The following is a 19,015-nucleotide window of genomic DNA, read 5'->3' as shown; positions in this document are numbered from 1 at the left end:
TAATGTATGTTTATTAAAATTATTATAATTTTCTTGGATGGAATTTAGGGAGTGAATACAAATGAGTTTAAGAGAAGAAGCATTGCATATGCATCGGGTGAACAAAGGGAAATTAGAATCAAAGTCTAAAGTTCAAGTCAAGGATGCTAAAGACTTAAGTCTTGCCTATTCACCAGGAGTAGCTGAGCCATGTAAGGAAATTTATGATAAACCTGAAACAGTATATGACTATACGATGAAGGGGAATATGGTTGCAGTTGTATCTGATGGAACAGCTGTCCTTGGACTCGGGAATATCGGCCCTGAAGCAGCACTTCCAGTTATGGAAGGAAAAGCTGTTTTATTTAAAAGCTTTGCTGGAGTAGATGCCTTTCCTATCTGTTTAAATACCACAGATATTGACAAAATTGTAGAAACAGTTAAACTTCTTGAGCCAACCTTTGGTGGTGTCAATTTAGAAGATATTGCTGCTCCTAATTGTTTTGTTATTGAAGAACGTTTGAAAAAAGAAACGAACATCCCTATTTTCCATGATGATCAACATGGTACAGCTATTGTTACTGTAGCTGGGCTTGTTAATGCTTTGAAACTTATTGGGAAAAAAATGAATGAAATTAAGGTAGTAGCAAATGGTGCAGGTGCTGCTGGAATTGCTATTATTAAGCTTTTATATAGTTATGGCGTAAGAGACATTATCATGTGTGATACAAAAGGGGCCATTTATGAGGGGCGTCCAAACGGCATGAACGCAATCAAGGATGAAGTGGCTAAATTTACAAATCGTGATAATCTTCAAGGAAGTTTAGAAGATGTGATTAAAGGTGCCGATGTATTTATTGGTGTTTCTGTTGCTGGAGCTTTAACGAAAGAAATGGTTGAGTCCATGAATAAGAACTCCATTATATTCGCTATGGCTAATCCAGTCCCTGAAATTATGCCTGAAATTGCGAAAGAAGCAGGAGCAAAAGTAATTGGAACCGGTCGATCAGATTTTCCAAATCAGGTAAACAACGTTCTAGCATTTCCAGGCATATTCCGTGGAGCATTAGATGTTCGTGCTACCCATATTAATGAGGCCATGAAGGTAGCAGCTGTTAATGCTATTGCTGGTCTTATTAATGAAGATGAATTAAATGAAGATTACGTTATCCCAGGTCCGTTTGACCCACGTGTAGCCCCTGCAGTAGCTGCAGCTGTTGCTAAGGCTGCTATGGATACTGGAGTTGCACGAATAAAAGTTGACCCAGAGGAAATTAAAGAAAAAACAAGCAGACTCGCGATTATTGGTAAAAGTGAGTGATGAATGAAGTGGTATCTTCACAAACTGAATCAAAAGTATATCTCGAAATTGTGAAGCAACTTCGACAGATTATCTCAAAAGAAAAATTAAAGCCTGGAGATAAACTCCCATCTGAACGAGAATTATCGGAGCGCCTCAATGTTGGGCGCTCTTCCGTTCGGGAGGCGTTACGTGCATTAGAGCTTCTAGGATTAATAGAAACGCGTCGAGGAGAAGGCACATTTATACGAGATTTTCGAGGAAACCAGTTAGTTCAACTGTTAAGCACTTTTATCCTTGAAGATGAAAAAGCAAAAAAAGATGTACTGGAAACAAAATACCTTATCGAAATGGATTGTTTAAAGCTTGCTATAGATAGATATAGCAGTTCCGCTATGATCGATTTAAAAGAGGAAGTGGTTCTTGGTCAATCTGTTGACGATGAGAACTTCTTTTATTCCATTGCCGTGCTAGCCGATAATCATCTATTAATGAGAATTTGGTTAATTTTAAATGATTATTTTAAGGCACTAGAAATTAAACATTGTGAAAAAGAAAAGGACTTATATTTAAATATTATTGCTTCGATTGAAAGCGGAAATAAGAAAAAAGCACTTATTCATTATCAAAACTTAAGGAATTTGTCGAATTCTTAACGACACATTTAAACAATCTTTGTATAAGAATTGTTCTATATTGATAGGACAAGCAATTTTACCCATGCTTGCAGCAGGGTATTTTAAAAAAACAAGTGGTCTGACCACTAGGATAATAAATGTACACCGTTTAGGAGGTTTCACTTTGCTTAAAGAATTATTTACAAAATCTAAAAAGAAGAAGTATGCAACGATACCTTCTGAAAGTGCAAAACAAGATGTGCCTGAAGGTATTATGTCTAAATGTCCAGAATGTAAAAAGATTATGTATACGAAGGAATTAATCAAAAATCTTAAGGTATGTTCACATTGCCAATACCACTATCCGATGAATTCCTTTGAACGTATCGAGAGCTTTTTAGATGAAAATAGTTTTGTAGAAATAAATTCAGATATGGTGTCTGATAATCCTTTAAACTTTCCTGATTATCTTGAAAAGTTGGAAAAGGACAAACAAAAAACGAAAATCAATGAAGCCGTTGTGACCGGAACTGGATCGGTTGGTGGAAATCAAGTCGTTGTCGCGATTATGGATTCCACTTTCAGAATGGGCAGTATGGGTTCAGTAGTAGGAGAGAAGATTACGCGTGCCATTGAAAAAGCAGATAAGCTTTCTGTTCCATTTGTCATTTTTACGGCATCAGGTGGAGCTAGAATGCAAGAGGGTGTCTTGAGCTTAATGCAAATGGCTAAAACAAGTGTTGCGTTAAAGAAATTTAGTGACCACGGTGGATTAATTATTTCCATTATGACCCACCCAACAACCGGAGGAGTTTCAGCAAGCTTTGCTTCTTTAGGTGACTATAATCTTGCTGAACCAGGTGCATTAATTGGTTTTGCTGGAAGAAGAATTATTGAACAAACCATTCGCGAAGAACTTCCAGAAGATTTTCAAACGTCCGAGTTTCTTTTAAAACATGGGCAGTTGGACGCAGTGATTTCAAGGCTTGAATTAAGAGAAAAGATGATCAACCTGCTTGAAATCCATCAACCAGGGGGTGTACTTCAATGGTAGGAGAATTAGAATTTGAAAAGCCGGTAATAGAGTTAAGGAAAAAAATTGCCGAACTAAAAGAGTTTACGAAAAATGCAGATGTGGATCTTTCTTCTGAAATTGAGAAATTAGAAGCACGTCTTGAAAAACTTGAAAAAGATATTTATGAAAATATGAAACCTTGGGATCGCGTGCAAATCGCTAGGCATCCTGGCAGACCGACAACCCTTGATTATATTTCTGTATTATTTAATGATTTCTTCGAGTGTCATGGGGATCGTACCTTTGGTGATGATGAAGCGATTGTAGCTGGTGTTGCGAAATATCACGGACTACCTGTCACTGTAATTGGACATCAAAGAGGAAAAGATACAAAAGAAAACATTCGACGTAATTTTGGGATGCCTCATCCTGAAGGCTACCGAAAAGCATTACGATTGATGTATCAAGCTGAAAAATTCCGTAGACCTATCATATGCTTTATTGATACAAAAGGGGCTTATCCAGGTAAAGCTGCTGAGGAACGTGGTCAAAGCGAAGCCATCGCAAAAAATCTTTTTGAGATGGCTAGTTTAAAGGTGCCTGTGGTTTGTATTGTCATTGGTGAAGGTGGAAGCGGGGGAGCACTGGCATTAGGTGTTGGAAATCATCTGCATATGTTAGAGAACTCCACCTATTCGGTTATTTCACCTGAAGGTGCAGCTGCTATTCTTTGGAAAGATGCTTCCTTAGCTAAAAAAGCTGCTGAATCAATGAAAATTACTGCACCTGACTTAAAGGAATTAGGAATCATTGATGAAATTATACCAGAGGTAAAAGGTGGAGCCCACCGTGATTTAAAAAAACAAGCGGAAGAGATTGATCAAATTTTATATCATTCCTTACAAGAATTAACCAAAATGAGTGAGGAAGAACTAATTGAACATCGCTACGCTAAATTTAAATCAATCGGAGAGTTCTCTACTGAAAAAGAATCTATTGGGGTAAAATAAGATAAGCTGATTAAATGAAACTAAATAGTCTCATTTAATCAGTTTTTTTATTTTTAGTTTCGTTTTAGTTTGACTATTGATTTCCGATCCAGAAACTGATTTTTATAGCAAAAACCAAGAACCTGAATTTTTTGTGACAAAATTTAAAGATAAAACGCTTTCATTTAACTTATTATTCCGTCTATAAAAAACTTAGGTATGATTGTGTTGAGATAGCTGTAGCTTCATGTTATTTTAGAAATATTCTAGTGTATTCTGTTCATAATAAGAAAAGCAAATTTGATTTTTCGAATAATACGTTTCCAAAGAAAAATACATAATTATTTGGGGTGAAATAATGAAAAGAATCGGAGTATTAACAAGCGGAGGCGACTCTCCAGGTATGAACCCTGCCGTGCGTGCAGTTGTTCGAAAAGCTATATATCATAATATTGAAGTATTTGGTGTTTACGGAGGGTATGCTGGATTAATAAACGGTAATATTAAAAAGTTAGAATTAGGATCAGTTGGGGATATTATTCATCGTGGGGGTACAATGCTCTATTCTGCCCGATGTGAGGAATTTAAAACAAAAGAGGGTCAGCAAAAAGGGATTGAACAATTAAAAGCCCATGGTATTGAAGGCCTTGTTGTCATTGGTGGAGATGGTTCATATCGTGGCGCGAAGGCTCTAACCGAACAGGGATACCCATGTGTAGGTGTACCTGGAACCATTGACAATGATATTGCTGGAACAGATTTTACAATTGGTTTTGATACAGCATTAAATACAGTTATTGATGCTATAGATAAAATTCGTGATACGGCAACTTCCCACGAAAGAACTTTTATTATTGAAGTAATGGGTCGAGATGCAGGTGATATTGCATTATGGGCTGGATTAGCTGGTGGAGCTGAGACCATCCTTATTCCTGAAGAAAAGTATGATATGGAAGAAATTGCATCACGTCTAAAAAGTGGGCATGAACGTGGAAAAAAACATAGTATTATTGTCATTGCAGAAGGCGTATGTAGCGCAACAGAATTTGCAAAGCAACTAAAAGAAGCAACGAATCACGATACAAGAATCTCAGTATTAGGTCATATTCAACGAGGTGGATCACCAACTGCATTTGATCGTGTATTAGCAAGCCGTCTTGGTGCCAAAGCAGTTGAGCTTTTAATGGATGGTAAAGGCGGAAGAGCGGTTGGAATTGAGCAAAATCAATTAGTTGATTATGATATTATAGAAATATTAGAACGTAAACATTCTTTAGACCTAAATTTATTTAAACTTTCTAAAGAACTATCGATTTAATTGGAGGAAATGAAAATGCGTAAAACGAAAATCGTATGTACGATAGGTCCTGCTAGTGAAAGTGTAGAAATGTTAACAAAGCTTATTGGAGCAGGAATGAATGTTGCTAGATTAAACTTTTCTCATGGAGACCATGAGGAACACGGACAAAGAATTAAAAATATTCGTGAGGCTTCAGCAAAAACGGGCAAAACAGTAGCTATACTCCTTGATACAAAGGGCCCTGAGATCAGAACAAACAACATGGTAAATGGAGCTATCGAACTTAAAGCTGGGGAAAATATTATCGTTTCCATGGTGGAAGTGGAAGGAACAACGGATAAGTTTTCAGTTACATACCCAGGGTTAATTGATGACGTACATGTTGGTTCAAAAATATTATTAGATGATGGTCTTATAGGATTAGAAGTAACAGCAATCAATAAGGACCAACTAGAAATTCATACTAAAATTCTAAATAGTGGTACATTAAAAAATAAAAAAGGTGTTAACGTGCCAGGTGTTTCTGTTCAATTACCTGGAATTACGGAAAAGGACGCAAAAGATATCCTATTTGGAATTGAACAAGACATTGATTTTATCGCAGCTTCTTTTGTTCGAAGAGCGTCTGATGTATTGGAAATCCGCCAGCTATTAGAAGAAAAACAAGCTAGTCATATCCAAATTATCCCTAAAATTGAAAACCAAGAAGGAGTAGACAATATAGACGAAATTTTAGAAATTTCTGATGGATTAATGGTTGCTCGTGGAGACTTAGGTGTGGAAATTCCTGCTGAAGAAGTTCCTCTTGTTCAAAAGCAGTTAATTAAGAAATGTAACGCCCAAGGTAAACCGGTTATTACTGCTACCCAAATGTTAGATTCTATGCAGCGTAATCCACGTCCTACACGTGCGGAAGCAAGTGATGTGGCAAATGCTATTTTTGACGGTACTGACGCTATTATGTTATCAGGAGAAACGGCAGCAGGAACATATCCAGTTGAAGCGGTTCAAACGATGCATAATATTGCATCTCGCGCAGAACAAGCGTTAGATCATAAAGAAATTTTATCTGCTCGCAGTAAGGACAATGATCATAATATAACGGATGCCATCGGGCAATCGGTTGCACATACAGCTTTAAACTTAGATGTTAATGCAATTATCACCCCTACTGAAAGTGGTCATACAGCTCGAATGATTTCTAAGTATCGTCCAAAGGCTCCGATTGTAGCGGTTACTGCAAATGAAGCAACAAAGCGTGGTTTATCGCTTGTATGGGGGGTATATCCTGAAATCGGTAAAGAAGCACGAACAACCGATGAAATGTTAGATGTGGCAGTAGAGGAAAGTGTGAATAGCGGTTTAGTGAAACACGGGGATCTTGTTGTTATCACTGCAGGTGTACCTGTAGGAGAAGCAGGAACTACTAATTTAATGAAAATTCATGTAGTAGGCGATATTATTGCTAAAGCACAAGGAATTGGCAGAAAAACTGCCTATGGTAAAGTAGTGATTGCTAGTAATGCAGCCGAAGCGTTGGCAAAGGTTAAAGAAGGTTCTATTCTTATTACCATTGGTTCAGACCGTGAAATGGTTCCTGCTCTAGAAAAATGCAGTGCTCTTATTACGGAAGAAGGCGGATTAACTAGCCATGCTGCAGTTGTAGGCTTAAACCTTGGAATTCCAGTCATAGTTGGCGTTGAAAATGCGACTAAATTATTTAAGGACGGTCAAGAAATCACGGTAGATTCAGGTCGTGGTGTTATTTACAACGGACACGCAAGCGTTCTTTAAAAAAAAGAAGATGGGTTCTCCATCTTCTTTTTTTTGGCTCTTTTCTAAAACTTTGTTGCTTTTCTAATTTATTAGATGGGATTTCTTTGTGTAGAATGATAAAATTCGTATAAAAATCAAGAAAAGAGCTGCTTACTGTTTAAGAAAAGATGTAAAAATCCGGCTTTTGGGATTTTTACCAAAACCACAATTTATACGAAAACAGCCTTTTTTATAAGCTAGTCATTTGAATCTCTGCCAAAACATACTATACTAATAATAGTACAAGCTTCTTAAAGAAATGGGGAAGTAAGTTGAGATTTTTAATTCTTTTTTTGATTATTGTTCCGGCCGGTGAAATTGCCCTCCTTATGCTATCAGGACAGGTTATCGGTGTATGGCCGACTGTTTTGATCATTTTATCTACCGGTGTAATCGGGGCTTACTTGGCAAAAAGGCAAGGCATGGCGACACTCTATGAAGTACAAAGACAATTACAGACGGGGCAGGTTCCAGGAGAGGCATTATTAGATGGAATATGTATACTAGTGGGTGGAACATTATTACTTACTCCAGGTTTTATTACAGATACATTTGGATTTCTCTTATTATTTCCGACTACAAGAATCATTTTTAAAAACTATATGAAAAAATGGTTTAAAAATTGGATTTATAAAGGGAGAATTAAAATTATAAACTAACAAAGAAAAAGCTGCTTCTAATTAATTTAGAGGCAGCTTCTTTCTTATTCTGATTTTATTTCACCGGTTCTTTACCCATAATATAAGCCCATAGATCACGGAAAATATTGGCACGATGTAGTGTATTAATGATGACAAGGGTAACAGGTCCAACGATTAGTCCTAAGAAGCCAATTAATTTAAACCCAACGAATAGTGATATCAGGGTTGCTAATGGATCTAACCCGATATTTGAAGATAAAATCTTTGGTTCCATTACTTGTCTTTGGACGAGTACCACGACGTATAAAACGCCTAATCCTATGGCGGTGCTCATATCCCCTGCAATCGCTTCGTAAATAATCCACGGAACAAAAACAGCTCCTGTTCCAAGGTATGGAATGATATCTACAATTCCACAAATAAGAGCAATGGTTATAGCATAATCTACACGAAGAATTAGTAATCCGATTAAAATGATAACCGTTGTAATGGAAATTAAGGTCAATTGAGCTTTAATAAATCCGAAAAGTGCCTTCTTTAAATCGTCAAATACGGTTTTGCCACTTGTTCGAGCTCTATTTGGAACAAGCCGACCTGCTAAGGAATGAAGTTTGTACCAATCCTTACTGATAAAAAATGTTGCTAAAAGTGAAAAGATTAAGACTGTAGCTGCATTTGGAAACCATGATAGAATATTAGGAATGTTACCAAAGAAGTCCTGAATAAAAGCACCTACCGTTGTGCCAAACTTTTTCCCTACATTTTGGATATTTTCCAAGATGGTATCCTGTTGACCAACATCAAGGTTATTGAAAAGACTCGTAAGCTGATTGTATAGAGGAATAATCTGTCCAGCAAATAATTGCTCCATGTAATCAATAAGAGTATCTAAATGGTTTGGAACAACTTTAGCTAAATAATCAGCTCCAGAAACAATTTCCGCGATAAGTAAGGTAATTAATCCGGCAAAAATAGCGAACAGTATGATTAGTGCTACAAATACAGAAAGAGCACGAGGCATTTTCCCTTTTGCAACAAAAAAATTAACGAGCGGATTAATTAAGAAGGCAATAGCTAAACCGATAAGAAAAGGATAGGTAACCTTTGCTACATAAAAAATTGCCATAAGCCCAAAAACTACGACGGATAAAACAAGCAAGAACCTTAAAGAACGATAAACATAATGTAAATTCATTAAATTCCTCCCGCACACTAGGCAAAAGTATCATACATATATAATAACATTTATTTGTAAAAACTGCATAATGTGGAAGTTGTTATTTCGCATCTAGAAATACAAGTATGAATATCCAATTATAGTAAAACATTATACGGTGTAAATGGTTCTTTATTCTATATTAAAATAATTTTAAGTGAAAGGAGCTACGATCCTGGTGGAGCCATTATTATTTTTATTTTTATTACTTTCAATTGGCGTGATCGCTAAAAATAAATCATTAATGATTGCAGTTACTGTATTGATCCTTCTTAAGATTATAGGTCTTGAGTCAAAGTATTTATCACAAATTCAATCCAAGGGTATTGAGTGGGGGGTAACGATTATTACCATTGCTGTTTTAGCACCTATCGCAAGTGGGGATATTGGATTTAAAGATTTAGGAGAATCATTTAAATCCCCTTTTGCATGGATTGCATTGGTTTCTGGAATTGTCGTCGCATTGTTAGCTAAAGGAGGGGTCCACCTGCTTTCTACAGATCCACAAATTACAACTGCTTTAGTATTAGGTACGATTTTGGCCGTTTCAATATTTAAAGGTGTAGCAGTAGGACCATTAATAGGTGCTGGAATCGCTTATGTAGCAATGAAAGTAGTTGGATTTTTTCAGTGAGGGTATATTCTAAATAATTATTTCATCAAATTTAAATAAAAAAAGCGATTAGTTCGTTTTCTAGTAAAATAATAATTTTTTCACATTTTAAGCTGTTTTCATTCACAAAGTTCTGATAATTGTTTATAATAGGCTTGTAAGCGTATCCTTATTTCTATTTTTTTATTATAGTAGTGTATATAGTAGAAACGTTTTTTGTTTATACAAAAATGAAAGCATTTTCTTTCTGGTACATTATCGAGCATCCGCTCGGGTTCGTACAAAGAAAAAGGATATGTTCTTGTTTCGTGACTTATGGGTCAACATTAGTACATTTGCTGATGTGCAATAATTTTTTTCTTAACAAGTTGAAAATTCATATTTTCGACTATGATCTTGTTTTAACCAATGGGATGGGGAAATTTTTCGAGTAAAGGAGAGATTCGTAGTGACAGTAACACGTGGTCTTGAAGGGGTAGTAGCTACATCATCATCAATCAGTTCGATTATCGATGATACTCTAACTTATGTTGGGTATAATATTGATGATTTAGCGGACAATGCTAGTTTCGAAGAGGTTATCTATTTGCTTTGGCACCGAAAGCTACCGACAAAGCCAGAGCTGGAAGAACTAAAGAAACAATTAGCTGAAAATATGGAGCTTCCTAAAGAAGTTATGGAACATTTTAAGATGTACCCAATTGGAGAAGTTCATCCAATGGCTGCATTACGTACAGCTGTTTCTTTATTAGGATTATACGATGAAGAATCAGATGTAATGGAAGAAGAAGCAAATTATCGTAAAGCAGTTCGTTTACAAGCGAAAATGCCTGCCATTGTAGCAGCATTTGCACGTGTAAGAAAAGGATTAGATCCTGTTGCTCCACGTACAGATTTAAGCTTTGCAGCGAACTTCTTATATATGTTAACTGGAAACGAGCCAGATCAAGTGGCAGTCGAAGCTCTAGACAAAGCGCTCGTCCTGCATGCTGACCATGAACTTAATGCATCAACTTTCACTGCTCGTGTTTGCGTAGCAACATTATCTGATGTTTATTCTGGTGTTACAGCAGCTATCGGTGCTTTAAAGGGTCCTCTACACGGTGGAGCAAATGAAGCTGTTATGAAAATGCTTAAAGAAATTGGAACGCTTGAAAATGTTGACTCCTATGTTCGTGGTAAATTGGCAAACAAGGAGAAAATCATGGGCTTCGGACATCGAGTATATCGTTTAGGAGATCCTCGTGCTAAGCATTTAAGAAAAATGTCTCAAAAGCTTACTGCTCTAACGGGAGAGCCACATTGGTATGAAATGTCAGTTGCAATCGAAGGTATTGTAACTGGTGAGAAGAATCTACCGCCAAATGTAGATTTCTACTCTGCGTCTATGTACCATAGCTTAGGAATCGACCATGACTTATTTACACCAATTTTTGCAGTAAGCCGTGTATCAGGCTGGTTAGCTCATATTCTTGAGCAATATGCGAATAACAGATTAATTCGTCCACGCGCAGAATATACTGGTCCTGGTATGCAAACTTACGTACCAATTGAACAAAGAGGGTAAAATATTTACTTTCAAAAGAACATTGGTGTAATATGGTTAAGGTTAGAAGCTATTTCTTCTAACCTTTGAATATGTGTTTTTTATATTTTTTATTAAACTAGCTTCTTTAAGAGCAAAGATAACGGAGGGAATAAAATGGCTGGAGAAAAAATCACAGTTACTAACGGGGTATTAAACGTACCAAATGAACCTATTATTCCATTTATCGAAGGTGATGGAACAGGTCCTGATATTTGGGCAGCATCATCTCGTGTATTAGATGCAGCGGTTGAAAAAGCTTATAAAGGCGAACGTAAAATCGTTTGGAAAGAAGTTTTAGCAGGAGAAAAGGCATTCAACCAAACAGGTGAGTGGCTGCCATCTGAAACTTTAGATGTTATTAACGAATATTTTATTGCTATTAAAGGTCCTTTAACAACACCTGTTGGTGGCGGTATTCGTTCATTGAACGTTGCACTACGTCAAGAATTAGATCTTTTTGTTTGCTTACGTCCAGTACGTTGGTTTGAAGGTGTACCTTCTCCAGTAAAGCGTCCTCAAGATACTGACATGGTTATTTTCCGTGAAAACACTGAAGATATTTATGCAGGTATTGAATACGCTAAAGGTTCTGACGAAGTGAAAAAATTAATCAACTTCCTACAAGCTGAAATGGGAGTAAAGAAAATTCGTTTCCCTGAAACTTCAGGTATTGGTATTAAACCTATTTCTGAAGAAGGAACATCTCGTTTAGTGCGTGCAGCACTTAACTATACGATTAATGAAGGACGTAAATCTTTAACAATCGTACATAAAGGTAATATCATGAAATTTACTGAAGGTGCCTTCAAAAACTGGGCTTATGAAATTGCTGAAAAAGAATTCGGTGATAAAGTATTTACATGGGCACAATACGATCGTATTAAAGATGAGCAAGGAGCAGACGCAGCTAACAAAGCACAAGCTGAAGCTGAAACAGCTGGAAAAATCATCGTAAAAGATGCGATTGCTGATATTTTCTTACAACAAATTTTAACAAGACCAAGCGAGTTTGATGTTGTTGCAACAATGAACTTAAATGGTGACTATATTTCTGATGCATTAGCTGCTCAAGTTGGTGGAATTGGTATCGCTCCAGGAGCGAACATCAACTATGAAACAGGGCATGCTATTTTCGAAGCTACTCATGGAACTGCTCCGAAATATGCTGGACTTGATAAAGTTAACCCATCTTCTGTAATTCTTTCAGGAGTGCTTATGCTTGAGCATCTTGGTTGGCATGAAGCAGCAAAATTGATTGTCCAATCAATGGAAAAATCAATTGCTTCTAAAGTTGTTACTTATGATTTTGCTCGCTTAATGGATGGAGCAACTGAAGTAAAATGTTCTGAGTTCGGTGACGAATTAATTAAGAACATGGGCTAATATAATAAGATAATGATAACAAGGGTCGTTCATTGAACGGCCCTTATATCAAATAAAAGATTACTAAATTGTTTAGGGGGTTTTACAATGTCATTCAACCGTAAAAAAGTATCAGTAATTGGTGGCGGATTTACAGGAGCAACAACTGCATTTATGCTTGCTCAAAAGGAACTGGCGGATGTCGTTTTAGTTGATATTCCTCAAATGGAAAACCCAACAAAAGGTAAAGCATTAGATATGTTAGAAGCAGGACCTGTTCAAGGATTTGATGCGAACGTTACAGGGACTTCAAATTACGAAGATACAAAGGATTCAGATATCGTTGTTATTACAGCTGGTATCGCACGTAAACCTGGTATGAGCCGTGACGATTTAGTTCAAACAAATCAAAAAATTATGAAGAGCGTTGCCCAAGAAATCGTAAAATACTCTCCAAATGCTTTTATCGTTGTTTTAACTAATCCGGTTGATGCTATGACATATACTATCTTTCAAGAGACAGGATTCCCTAAAAATCGCGTAATCGGACAATCTGGTGTATTAGATACAGCCCGTTTCTGTACATTTGTCGCTCAAGAATTAAATTTATCCGTTAAAGATATTACTGGATTTGTTCTTGGTGGACATGGAGACGAAATGGTACCGTTAGTACGTTACTCATATGCGGGTGGTATACCTTTAGAAACGTTAATTCCTAAAGATCGTCTAGATGCAATTGTTGAACGTACTCGTAAAGGCGGCGGCGAAATTGTAAGCCTTCTTGGAAATGGAAGCGCATACTATGCACCTGCTGCGTCGCTTGTTCAAATGTGTGAAGCAATACTTAAAGACCAGCGTCGTGTTCTTCCTTCTATCGCATATTTAGAAGGTGAATATGGGTATGAAGGAATTTATTTAGGTGTACCTACCATTCTAGGTGCAAATGGAATCGAAAAAATTATCGAGTTAGAATTAACAGCAGAAGAAAAGAAAGCACTTGATAAGTCAGCTGATGCTGTACGTAATGTAATGGCTGCCTTAATCTAGGCTCTTTTCTGAAACTTTGTTGCTTGTGCAACTAATAATCTATAAAGGGTCTGATCGATGTATTGTTTATTGGTCAGACTCTTTTTTGAAAAAAAGTTTTGAAATCGCTTACACGGGGGTGTCTTAATGTTACTGGGAAAGAAAAGAAAATTAGGTAGAACGATTGAAGAAATATCAGTTGGGGAAAAACTGACTCTTACCGAAAAAATAGAAGATAAGGACCTACTGTTGTACCTTGGGTTAACAAATGATGCAAACCCTCTGTATATACAGCATGATTACGCATCTCAAACCCCATATCAGAAACCAATAGTTCCAACGATCATGCTTACGGGTATTATCACGTCAGCAGTTTCTAAATATTTACCTGGACCTGGAAGTCATGTTTTGAAACAAACATTAGATTTTCCTAAGCAGGTTTATCATTATGGAACTGTTCAATTCTTGTTTGAGATTACAGACGTAGATAGGAAGGCTCATACCATCCAAGTTCATGTAGAGGGAACCAATGAGTCGGGCGAAACGGTAATCGTTGGAGATTTACTTGTATGTCCACCTTATCAACCTGAAAAAATGGATGGCAGAGCTCTCGATAACTTCTAATATTTGTCATTAAATAAGTTTTTTAAAACCACGATTAAAATACTGTGGTTTTTTTTTATTTTTCTTTATAATAATAGTGGATATATATAGGGGTTTTTATTTGGGGTTAATAAAATTGCGGAGGCAAATATGAAAAATAAGGTCCTAGTCGTTGACGATGAACAATCCATTATCACTTTACTAAAATACAACCTAGAACAAAACGGTTTTGAAGTGATAACCGCTTCAGATGGAGAAGCAGGAAGAGATATAGCCATATCTGAGAATCCTGATTTGATTTTATTGGATTTAATGCTTCCTAAACTGGATGGTATTGAAGTTTGTAAACAACTTAGACAACAAAAATTATCAACACCTATTATGATGTTAACAGCCAAAGATGATGAGTTTGACAAGGTTTTAGGATTAGAGCTAGGCGCTGATGATTATATGACAAAACCATTTAGTCCAAGAGAAGTTATTGCTAGAGTCAAGGCGATTTTAAGAAGAACACAGGTAAATATAGGACAAGTCCCTCAAAATCAGGAAGAAAAGGATTATTTGCAAATTGCTGAATTGAAAGTATTTCCTGAAAAATATGAGGCTTATTTTGAAAATGAATTATTAGAATTAACACCAAAGGAATTTGAGTTACTACTATTTTTGATTACAAACAATGGACGTGTTTTAACAAGAGATCAGCTTTTAAGTGCGGTCTGGAATTATGATTTTGCGGGTGATACTAGAATTGTAGATGTTCATATTAGTCATTTACGTGAGAAAATTGAAAAAAATACAAAAAAGCCAATTTATATTAAAACGATTAGAGGATTAGGTTATAAGTTAGAGGAGCCAAAATCCGAATGATTAGATTTCGATCTAGATTACTTTTTGCCCTTATTAGTTTAATCATTGCTGTATTGGTCTGTTCTGCTATTTTGTTAGGTCAGCTCTTTAAGAGTTACTATATAAAGACGTTCGATAAGCGATTAGAGAATGAAGTAAATCTCATGGCTGATTTAGTAGAGGAGAAGGGCGGAATCGTTTCAATAAATAAAAAGGATATTGAAAAAATAAGTGAAAGCTTGGATGTTCGAATGACATTAGTTAATCGTAATGGTCAAATTATCGTCGATTCTGCGAAAGAGAATAATTTAATAGAAGGTCGTCATTCACGAATTATTACCAATGCAGTTCAAACGTATCCGAATGATACGAGTAGATTAGAAGTAGCCGGGGGATATAATCTTCATTATTATGGAACACCTATTATGAAAAATAATCAAATTGATGGTTATGTTTTTATAAGTACCAAAATAGGTGAGCTTGAAAAGGTAAATCGCAAAATATGGTGGCTATTAAGTATAAGTCTTGGTATTGCTATGATTATGATTATCTTCTTAGGTACAAAAATTACAAATCGATATACTAAGCCTATAGAGGCAGCTACTAATGTAATGATGGAACTTGCCAAAGGAAACTATCGTGCACGTGCATATGAGGATCATAACAACGAGGCAAGTAAGCTTAGCTCTTCTATTAATGTTCTAGCTAGAAATTTTCAAGAAATTCTTAAAACACAAGAGATGCAACAGGAACGATTAAGTACTTTAATTGAAAATATGGGTAGTGGTTTAGTATTAATTGATAATCGGGGTTATATCAGCTTAATTAATAAAAGCTATAAAGAAATATTTAATATATCAACGAATGAATATTTATCAAGACTTTACTATGATGTCATAAAATATAAAGTCGTAAATGAATTAATTGAAGAAATATTTATGACAGAACAAAGAGTAAAGAAACAAATCCTTTTACCACTTGAAATTGAAAGAAGATATTTTGATGTGTTTGGTTCTCCGATTATCGGAACCAATAATGAATGGAAAGGAGTCCTACTCGTTTTTCATGATATTACGGAACTGAAAAAATTGGAGCAAATGAGAAAAGTATTCGTTGCCAATGTTTCTCATGAGTTAAAAACACCTATCACCTCGATTAAAGGTTTTTCTGAAACCTTATTAGACGGTGCTATGAAAGATGAAGTCACTTTAGAAGCATTTTTATCGATTATTTTAAAAGAAAGTGATCGATTACAAACGTTAATCCAAGAGCTATTAGATTTATCAAAAATTGAACAGCATGGTTTTCAATTGAATGTAGAACAATTAGATATACTGGAATTGCTAAATGAGGTTGTGAAAATGCTTGATAGGAAGGCAGAAGAAAAGAATATTACCCTAACTATCAATCCAGGCTTAACGAATGTTTTCATAAAAGGGGACTATTATCGACTGAAGCAAGTCTTTATTAATCTCGTTAGTAATGCCATAGCATATACTCCATTAGGGGGAAAAGTTGAGATTTCTGTTAGAGAAGAAGATTCGAAGGTATATGTAAAAGTAAAAGATACCGGTATTGGGATTGATAAAGATGAAATCCCTCGAATATTTGAAAGGTTTTATCGCGTGGATAATTCAAGAAGTAGAAATTCGGGGGGGACTGGGTTAGGGTTAGCTATAGTAAAGCATATTGTTGAAGCACATAAGGGTAGCATTTCTGTTCAAAGTAAACTCAATCAAGGAAGTTCTTTTACGATCTGTTTATATAAAGAACTTTCCTAACCAAATTTACCTAAAGTTTACATTTGATTAAAACTTCCTTAATAATCTTTCATTAATATGAAATAGAAAACCCCCTATACCCAGGGAGCCAGTGAGAAAGGGAAAAGCTAACCCCGCTTTTCCCTTTCTTTTTTTATATAGGTAAGAATGTATGACTTCTTGTGACTTCGAAAATTGTCTAGCTACAGCGCCTAGCCCCTCGAGGTCAAATAACCTCAAGCGTAAGAAGTCAAAGTTCAGACTTCTTACGCTTGAGAACATTTGCTTGTCGGGGCTAACCAAGGCGCTTTCGCTTTTTTTATTTTTTGTGTAACTTTCTTAATAATCATTCGTATAAACAATCGTGGAAATTATAAAAGGAAGTGGTTAAATGACAAGTATAAAAAGAGTGTATACCATTGTTGGTCTTATTTTTCTTATTACGATCCTAAGTATTTTAGCCTTCACTACTTGGTATACAGTAGATGAATCAGAACAAGCTGTTATTCTAACCTTTGGAAAAGTAGAACAAGGGCTTAATGAGCCGGGGTTACATTTTAAATTACCATGGCCGATTCAAAGTGTAGAAAAATTATCAAAAGAAACGTTCAGTTTACAATTTGGATATGAAGAAAAGGATGGCCAGGTAAAGGAATTTCCGAATGAAACCAAAATGATTACTGGAGACGAAAATATTGTACTAGCGGACTTAGTAGTTCAATGGAAAATAACGAATCCCGCGCAATATCTATACAATGCAGATAAGCCCGAAGAAATTTTGTATGATGCTACATCAGCTTCTTTAAGAAGTATTATTGGTAGCTCCAAAATTGATGATGCACTAACCTCAGGAAAAGCAGAAATTGAGGCAGATGTAAGGGATTTACTTTCAGAGTTAATAGATAAATACGACATTGGAATTTCCATCTTAGCCGTTAAGCTTCAAGATGTTGAACTTCCAAATGATGAAGTAAGAAAGGCTTTTACAAATGTAACAGATGCTCGTGAAATGATGAACACGAAAATCAACGAAGCGAAAAAGTATCGAAATAAAAGAACCAATGAAGCACAAGGGGAAAAAGATGCTCTTATTTCTACAGCACAAGGGGATAAAGCAGCTCGTATCGAAAGCGCCCGTGGAGATGTATCTATATTTAACAAACTTTATGCAGAGTACAGTAAAAATCCAGAAATCACAAGACAACGACTTGTGTTAGAGACAATCGAGCAAGTACTTCCGAATACTGAAATTTATATTATGAATGACGATGGTAATACATTAAAGTATTTTCCGATTCGGCCACTAGAAAAAGAGCAACCGAAAGTGAAAGAAGAAGGAAGTGATAGTAATGGATAAGGAAAATGTGATTGATATGAAAACACATGGTGGCAATGGCTTTAAGTGGGGAAATTACACGAAATTGGGTATCGTATTAATCGTCATACTTGCTCTCATTATTTTTATCATCACCAATGTATTCATTGTAAAAGAAGGCGAGTATCGTGTGATTCGTCAGTTTGGGGAAGTCGTAAGGATTGAAAAGTCACCTGGGCTTAGTTACAAAATTCCTTTTATCCAGAGTGTAACAACATTACCTAAGTTTCAAATGACCTACGATGTTCAGGAAGCGGAACTTAATACAAAAGATAAAAAAAGAATTATAATTGATAACTATGCTATTTGGAGAATAGAAGATCCTAAGAAAATGATTGCCAATGCTAGAACGGTTGAAAAAGCTGAATCTCGTATGGAAGAATTTATTTATTCTGTTGTTCGAGCAGAGTTTGGACAATTAAATTATGATGAAATTATTAATGATGAGAAATCGTCACGTGGTTCACTAAATGATCGAGTAACGGAAAAAGTAAATGAATTACTATCAAAAGATAATTATGGAATTATTTTAGTGGATGTCCGAATGAAAAGAACGGATCTACCAGGTGAAAATGAACAATCTGTCTATACTCGAATGATCTCTGAACGTGAATCGAAAGCACAAGAATATTTATCAATGGGTGATGCCGAGAAAAATAGAATTGTAGCTGAAACCGATCGTGAGGTAAAGGAAATGCTTGCAAAAGCACAGGCTGATGCAGAAGTAATCCGTGCAGAAGGTGAAGGAGAAGCAGCGAGAGTATATAATCAATCCTTCTCAAAGGACCCAAGTTTTTATGAGTTGTATCGTACTCTAGAATCCTATAAGAAAACCATTAATGAAAAATCAGTTATTGTATTACCGTCTGATTCTCCATATGCAAGACTATTAATGGGTTATACGAAATAAATCAAAGAGCCGTCATTTTTCTTTCTTTTTCTATCCATGATAGAATAGAGAAGGAGATTG

General features: G+C 35.9%; 17 protein-coding genes. 16 read left to right on the top strand and 1 reads right to left on the bottom strand.

The window, feature by feature from the left end:
- The first annotated feature begins 61 nt into the window (after positions 1-61).
- The 7 genes from ACSBPO_RS17170 to ACSBPO_RS17140 all read left to right on the top strand — a co-directional run bounded on the left by ACSBPO_RS17170 (position 62) and on the right by ACSBPO_RS17140 (position 7,674).
- Complete coding sequence (locus tag ACSBPO_RS17170; protein ID WP_442595438.1) at positions 62-1,300, top strand: NAD(P)-dependent malic enzyme; 1,239 nt, start codon at positions 62-64, stop codon at positions 1,298-1,300.
- Positions 1,300-1,935, top strand: a complete 636-nt coding sequence (locus tag ACSBPO_RS17165; protein ID WP_442595436.1) for a FadR/GntR family transcriptional regulator — start codon at positions 1,300-1,302, stop codon at positions 1,933-1,935. The genes ACSBPO_RS17170 and ACSBPO_RS17165 overlap by 1 nt, the downstream gene beginning before the upstream one ends.
- Positions 1,936-2,080: 145 nt before the next feature.
- Positions 2,081-2,950: an acetyl-CoA carboxylase, carboxyltransferase subunit beta gene (accD, locus tag ACSBPO_RS17160; RefSeq protein ID WP_442595434.1), complete on the top strand. Its 870-nt coding sequence runs from the start codon at positions 2,081-2,083 to the stop codon at positions 2,948-2,950.
- Positions 2,944-3,921 carry an acetyl-CoA carboxylase carboxyl transferase subunit alpha gene (gene accA, locus ACSBPO_RS17155; RefSeq protein WP_442595432.1) on the top strand — a complete coding sequence of 326 codons (978 nt, stop codon included), beginning with the start codon at positions 2,944-2,946 and terminating at the stop codon, positions 3,919-3,921. The genes accD and accA overlap by 7 nt, the downstream gene beginning before the upstream one ends.
- A gap of 337 nt (positions 3,922-4,258) precedes the next feature.
- The gene (pfkA, locus tag ACSBPO_RS17150) at positions 4,259-5,218 is read left to right on the top strand and encodes a 6-phosphofructokinase (protein WP_442595430.1); all 960 of its coding nucleotides are present in this window, start codon (positions 4,259-4,261) and stop codon (positions 5,216-5,218) included.
- 15 nt (positions 5,219-5,233) lie between these two features.
- A complete protein-coding gene (gene pyk, locus ACSBPO_RS17145; RefSeq protein ID WP_442595428.1) occupies positions 5,234-6,994 on the top strand; it encodes a pyruvate kinase in 1,761 nt (586 codons plus the stop codon).
- Positions 6,995-7,287: 293 nt separating this feature from the next.
- Positions 7,288-7,674 (top strand): FxsA family protein, encoded by a 387-nt coding sequence (locus ACSBPO_RS17140; protein WP_442595426.1) that lies wholly within the window; start codon positions 7,288-7,290, stop codon positions 7,672-7,674.
- Between the two features lie 55 nt (positions 7,675-7,729).
- Here the strand turns inward: ACSBPO_RS17140 and ytvI are convergent, their stop codons facing one another.
- Positions 7,730-8,851, bottom strand: a complete 1,122-nt coding sequence (ytvI, locus tag ACSBPO_RS17135) for a sporulation integral membrane protein YtvI (protein ID WP_442595424.1) — start codon at positions 8,849-8,851, stop codon at positions 7,730-7,732.
- A 193-nt stretch (positions 8,852-9,044) separates the two neighbouring features.
- Between ytvI and ACSBPO_RS17130 the strand changes: the two genes are divergently transcribed.
- The 9 genes from ACSBPO_RS17130 (at position 9,045) to hflC (ending at position 18,955) form a co-directional block, all read left to right on the top strand.
- Positions 9,045-9,506: a DUF441 domain-containing protein gene (locus tag ACSBPO_RS17130; RefSeq protein WP_442600396.1), complete on the top strand. Its 462-nt coding sequence runs from the start codon at positions 9,045-9,047 to the stop codon at positions 9,504-9,506.
- Positions 9,507-9,933: 427 nt separating this feature from the next.
- The gene (citZ, locus tag ACSBPO_RS17125) at positions 9,934-11,052 is read left to right on the top strand and encodes a citrate synthase (RefSeq protein WP_442595422.1); all 1,119 of its coding nucleotides are present in this window, start codon (positions 9,934-9,936) and stop codon (positions 11,050-11,052) included.
- A 135-nt stretch (positions 11,053-11,187) separates the two neighbouring features.
- Positions 11,188-12,456: an NADP-dependent isocitrate dehydrogenase gene (gene icd, locus ACSBPO_RS17120; RefSeq protein WP_442595420.1), complete on the top strand. Its 1,269-nt coding sequence runs from the start codon at positions 11,188-11,190 to the stop codon at positions 12,454-12,456.
- A gap of 87 nt (positions 12,457-12,543) precedes the next feature.
- A complete protein-coding gene (mdh, locus tag ACSBPO_RS17115) occupies positions 12,544-13,482 on the top strand; it encodes a malate dehydrogenase (protein WP_442595418.1) in 939 nt (312 codons plus the stop codon).
- A 126-nt stretch (positions 13,483-13,608) separates the two neighbouring features.
- Positions 13,609-14,085 (top strand): MaoC/PaaZ C-terminal domain-containing protein, encoded by a 477-nt coding sequence (locus tag ACSBPO_RS17110; RefSeq protein ID WP_442595416.1) that lies wholly within the window; start codon positions 13,609-13,611, stop codon positions 14,083-14,085.
- 129 nt (positions 14,086-14,214) lie between these two features.
- Positions 14,215-14,931: a response regulator transcription factor gene (locus ACSBPO_RS17105; protein WP_442595414.1), complete on the top strand. Its 717-nt coding sequence runs from the start codon at positions 14,215-14,217 to the stop codon at positions 14,929-14,931.
- The gene (gene pnpS / locus ACSBPO_RS17100) at positions 14,928-16,691 is read left to right on the top strand and encodes a two-component system histidine kinase PnpS (RefSeq protein WP_442595412.1); all 1,764 of its coding nucleotides are present in this window, start codon (positions 14,928-14,930) and stop codon (positions 16,689-16,691) included. The genes ACSBPO_RS17105 and pnpS overlap by 4 nt, the downstream gene beginning before the upstream one ends.
- A 370-nt stretch (positions 16,692-17,061) precedes the next feature.
- Positions 17,062-18,027, top strand: coding sequence for an FtsH protease activity modulator HflK (hflK, locus tag ACSBPO_RS17095; RefSeq protein WP_442595411.1), 966 nt, complete (start codon positions 17,062-17,064; stop codon positions 18,025-18,027).
- Positions 18,020-18,955 carry a protease modulator HflC gene (hflC, locus tag ACSBPO_RS17090; RefSeq protein ID WP_442595409.1) on the top strand — a complete coding sequence of 312 codons (936 nt, stop codon included), beginning with the start codon at positions 18,020-18,022 and terminating at the stop codon, positions 18,953-18,955. The genes hflK and hflC overlap by 8 nt, the downstream gene beginning before the upstream one ends.
- Positions 18,956-19,015: the final 60 nt, after the last annotated feature.

Origin of the sequence: Neobacillus sp. D3-1R, assembly GCF_052180215.1 — a bacterium.
Lineage (GTDB): Bacteria > Bacillota > Bacilli > Bacillales > Cytobacillaceae > Pseudoneobacillus.
This window is presented reverse-complemented; position numbering and strand designations above follow the sequence as displayed.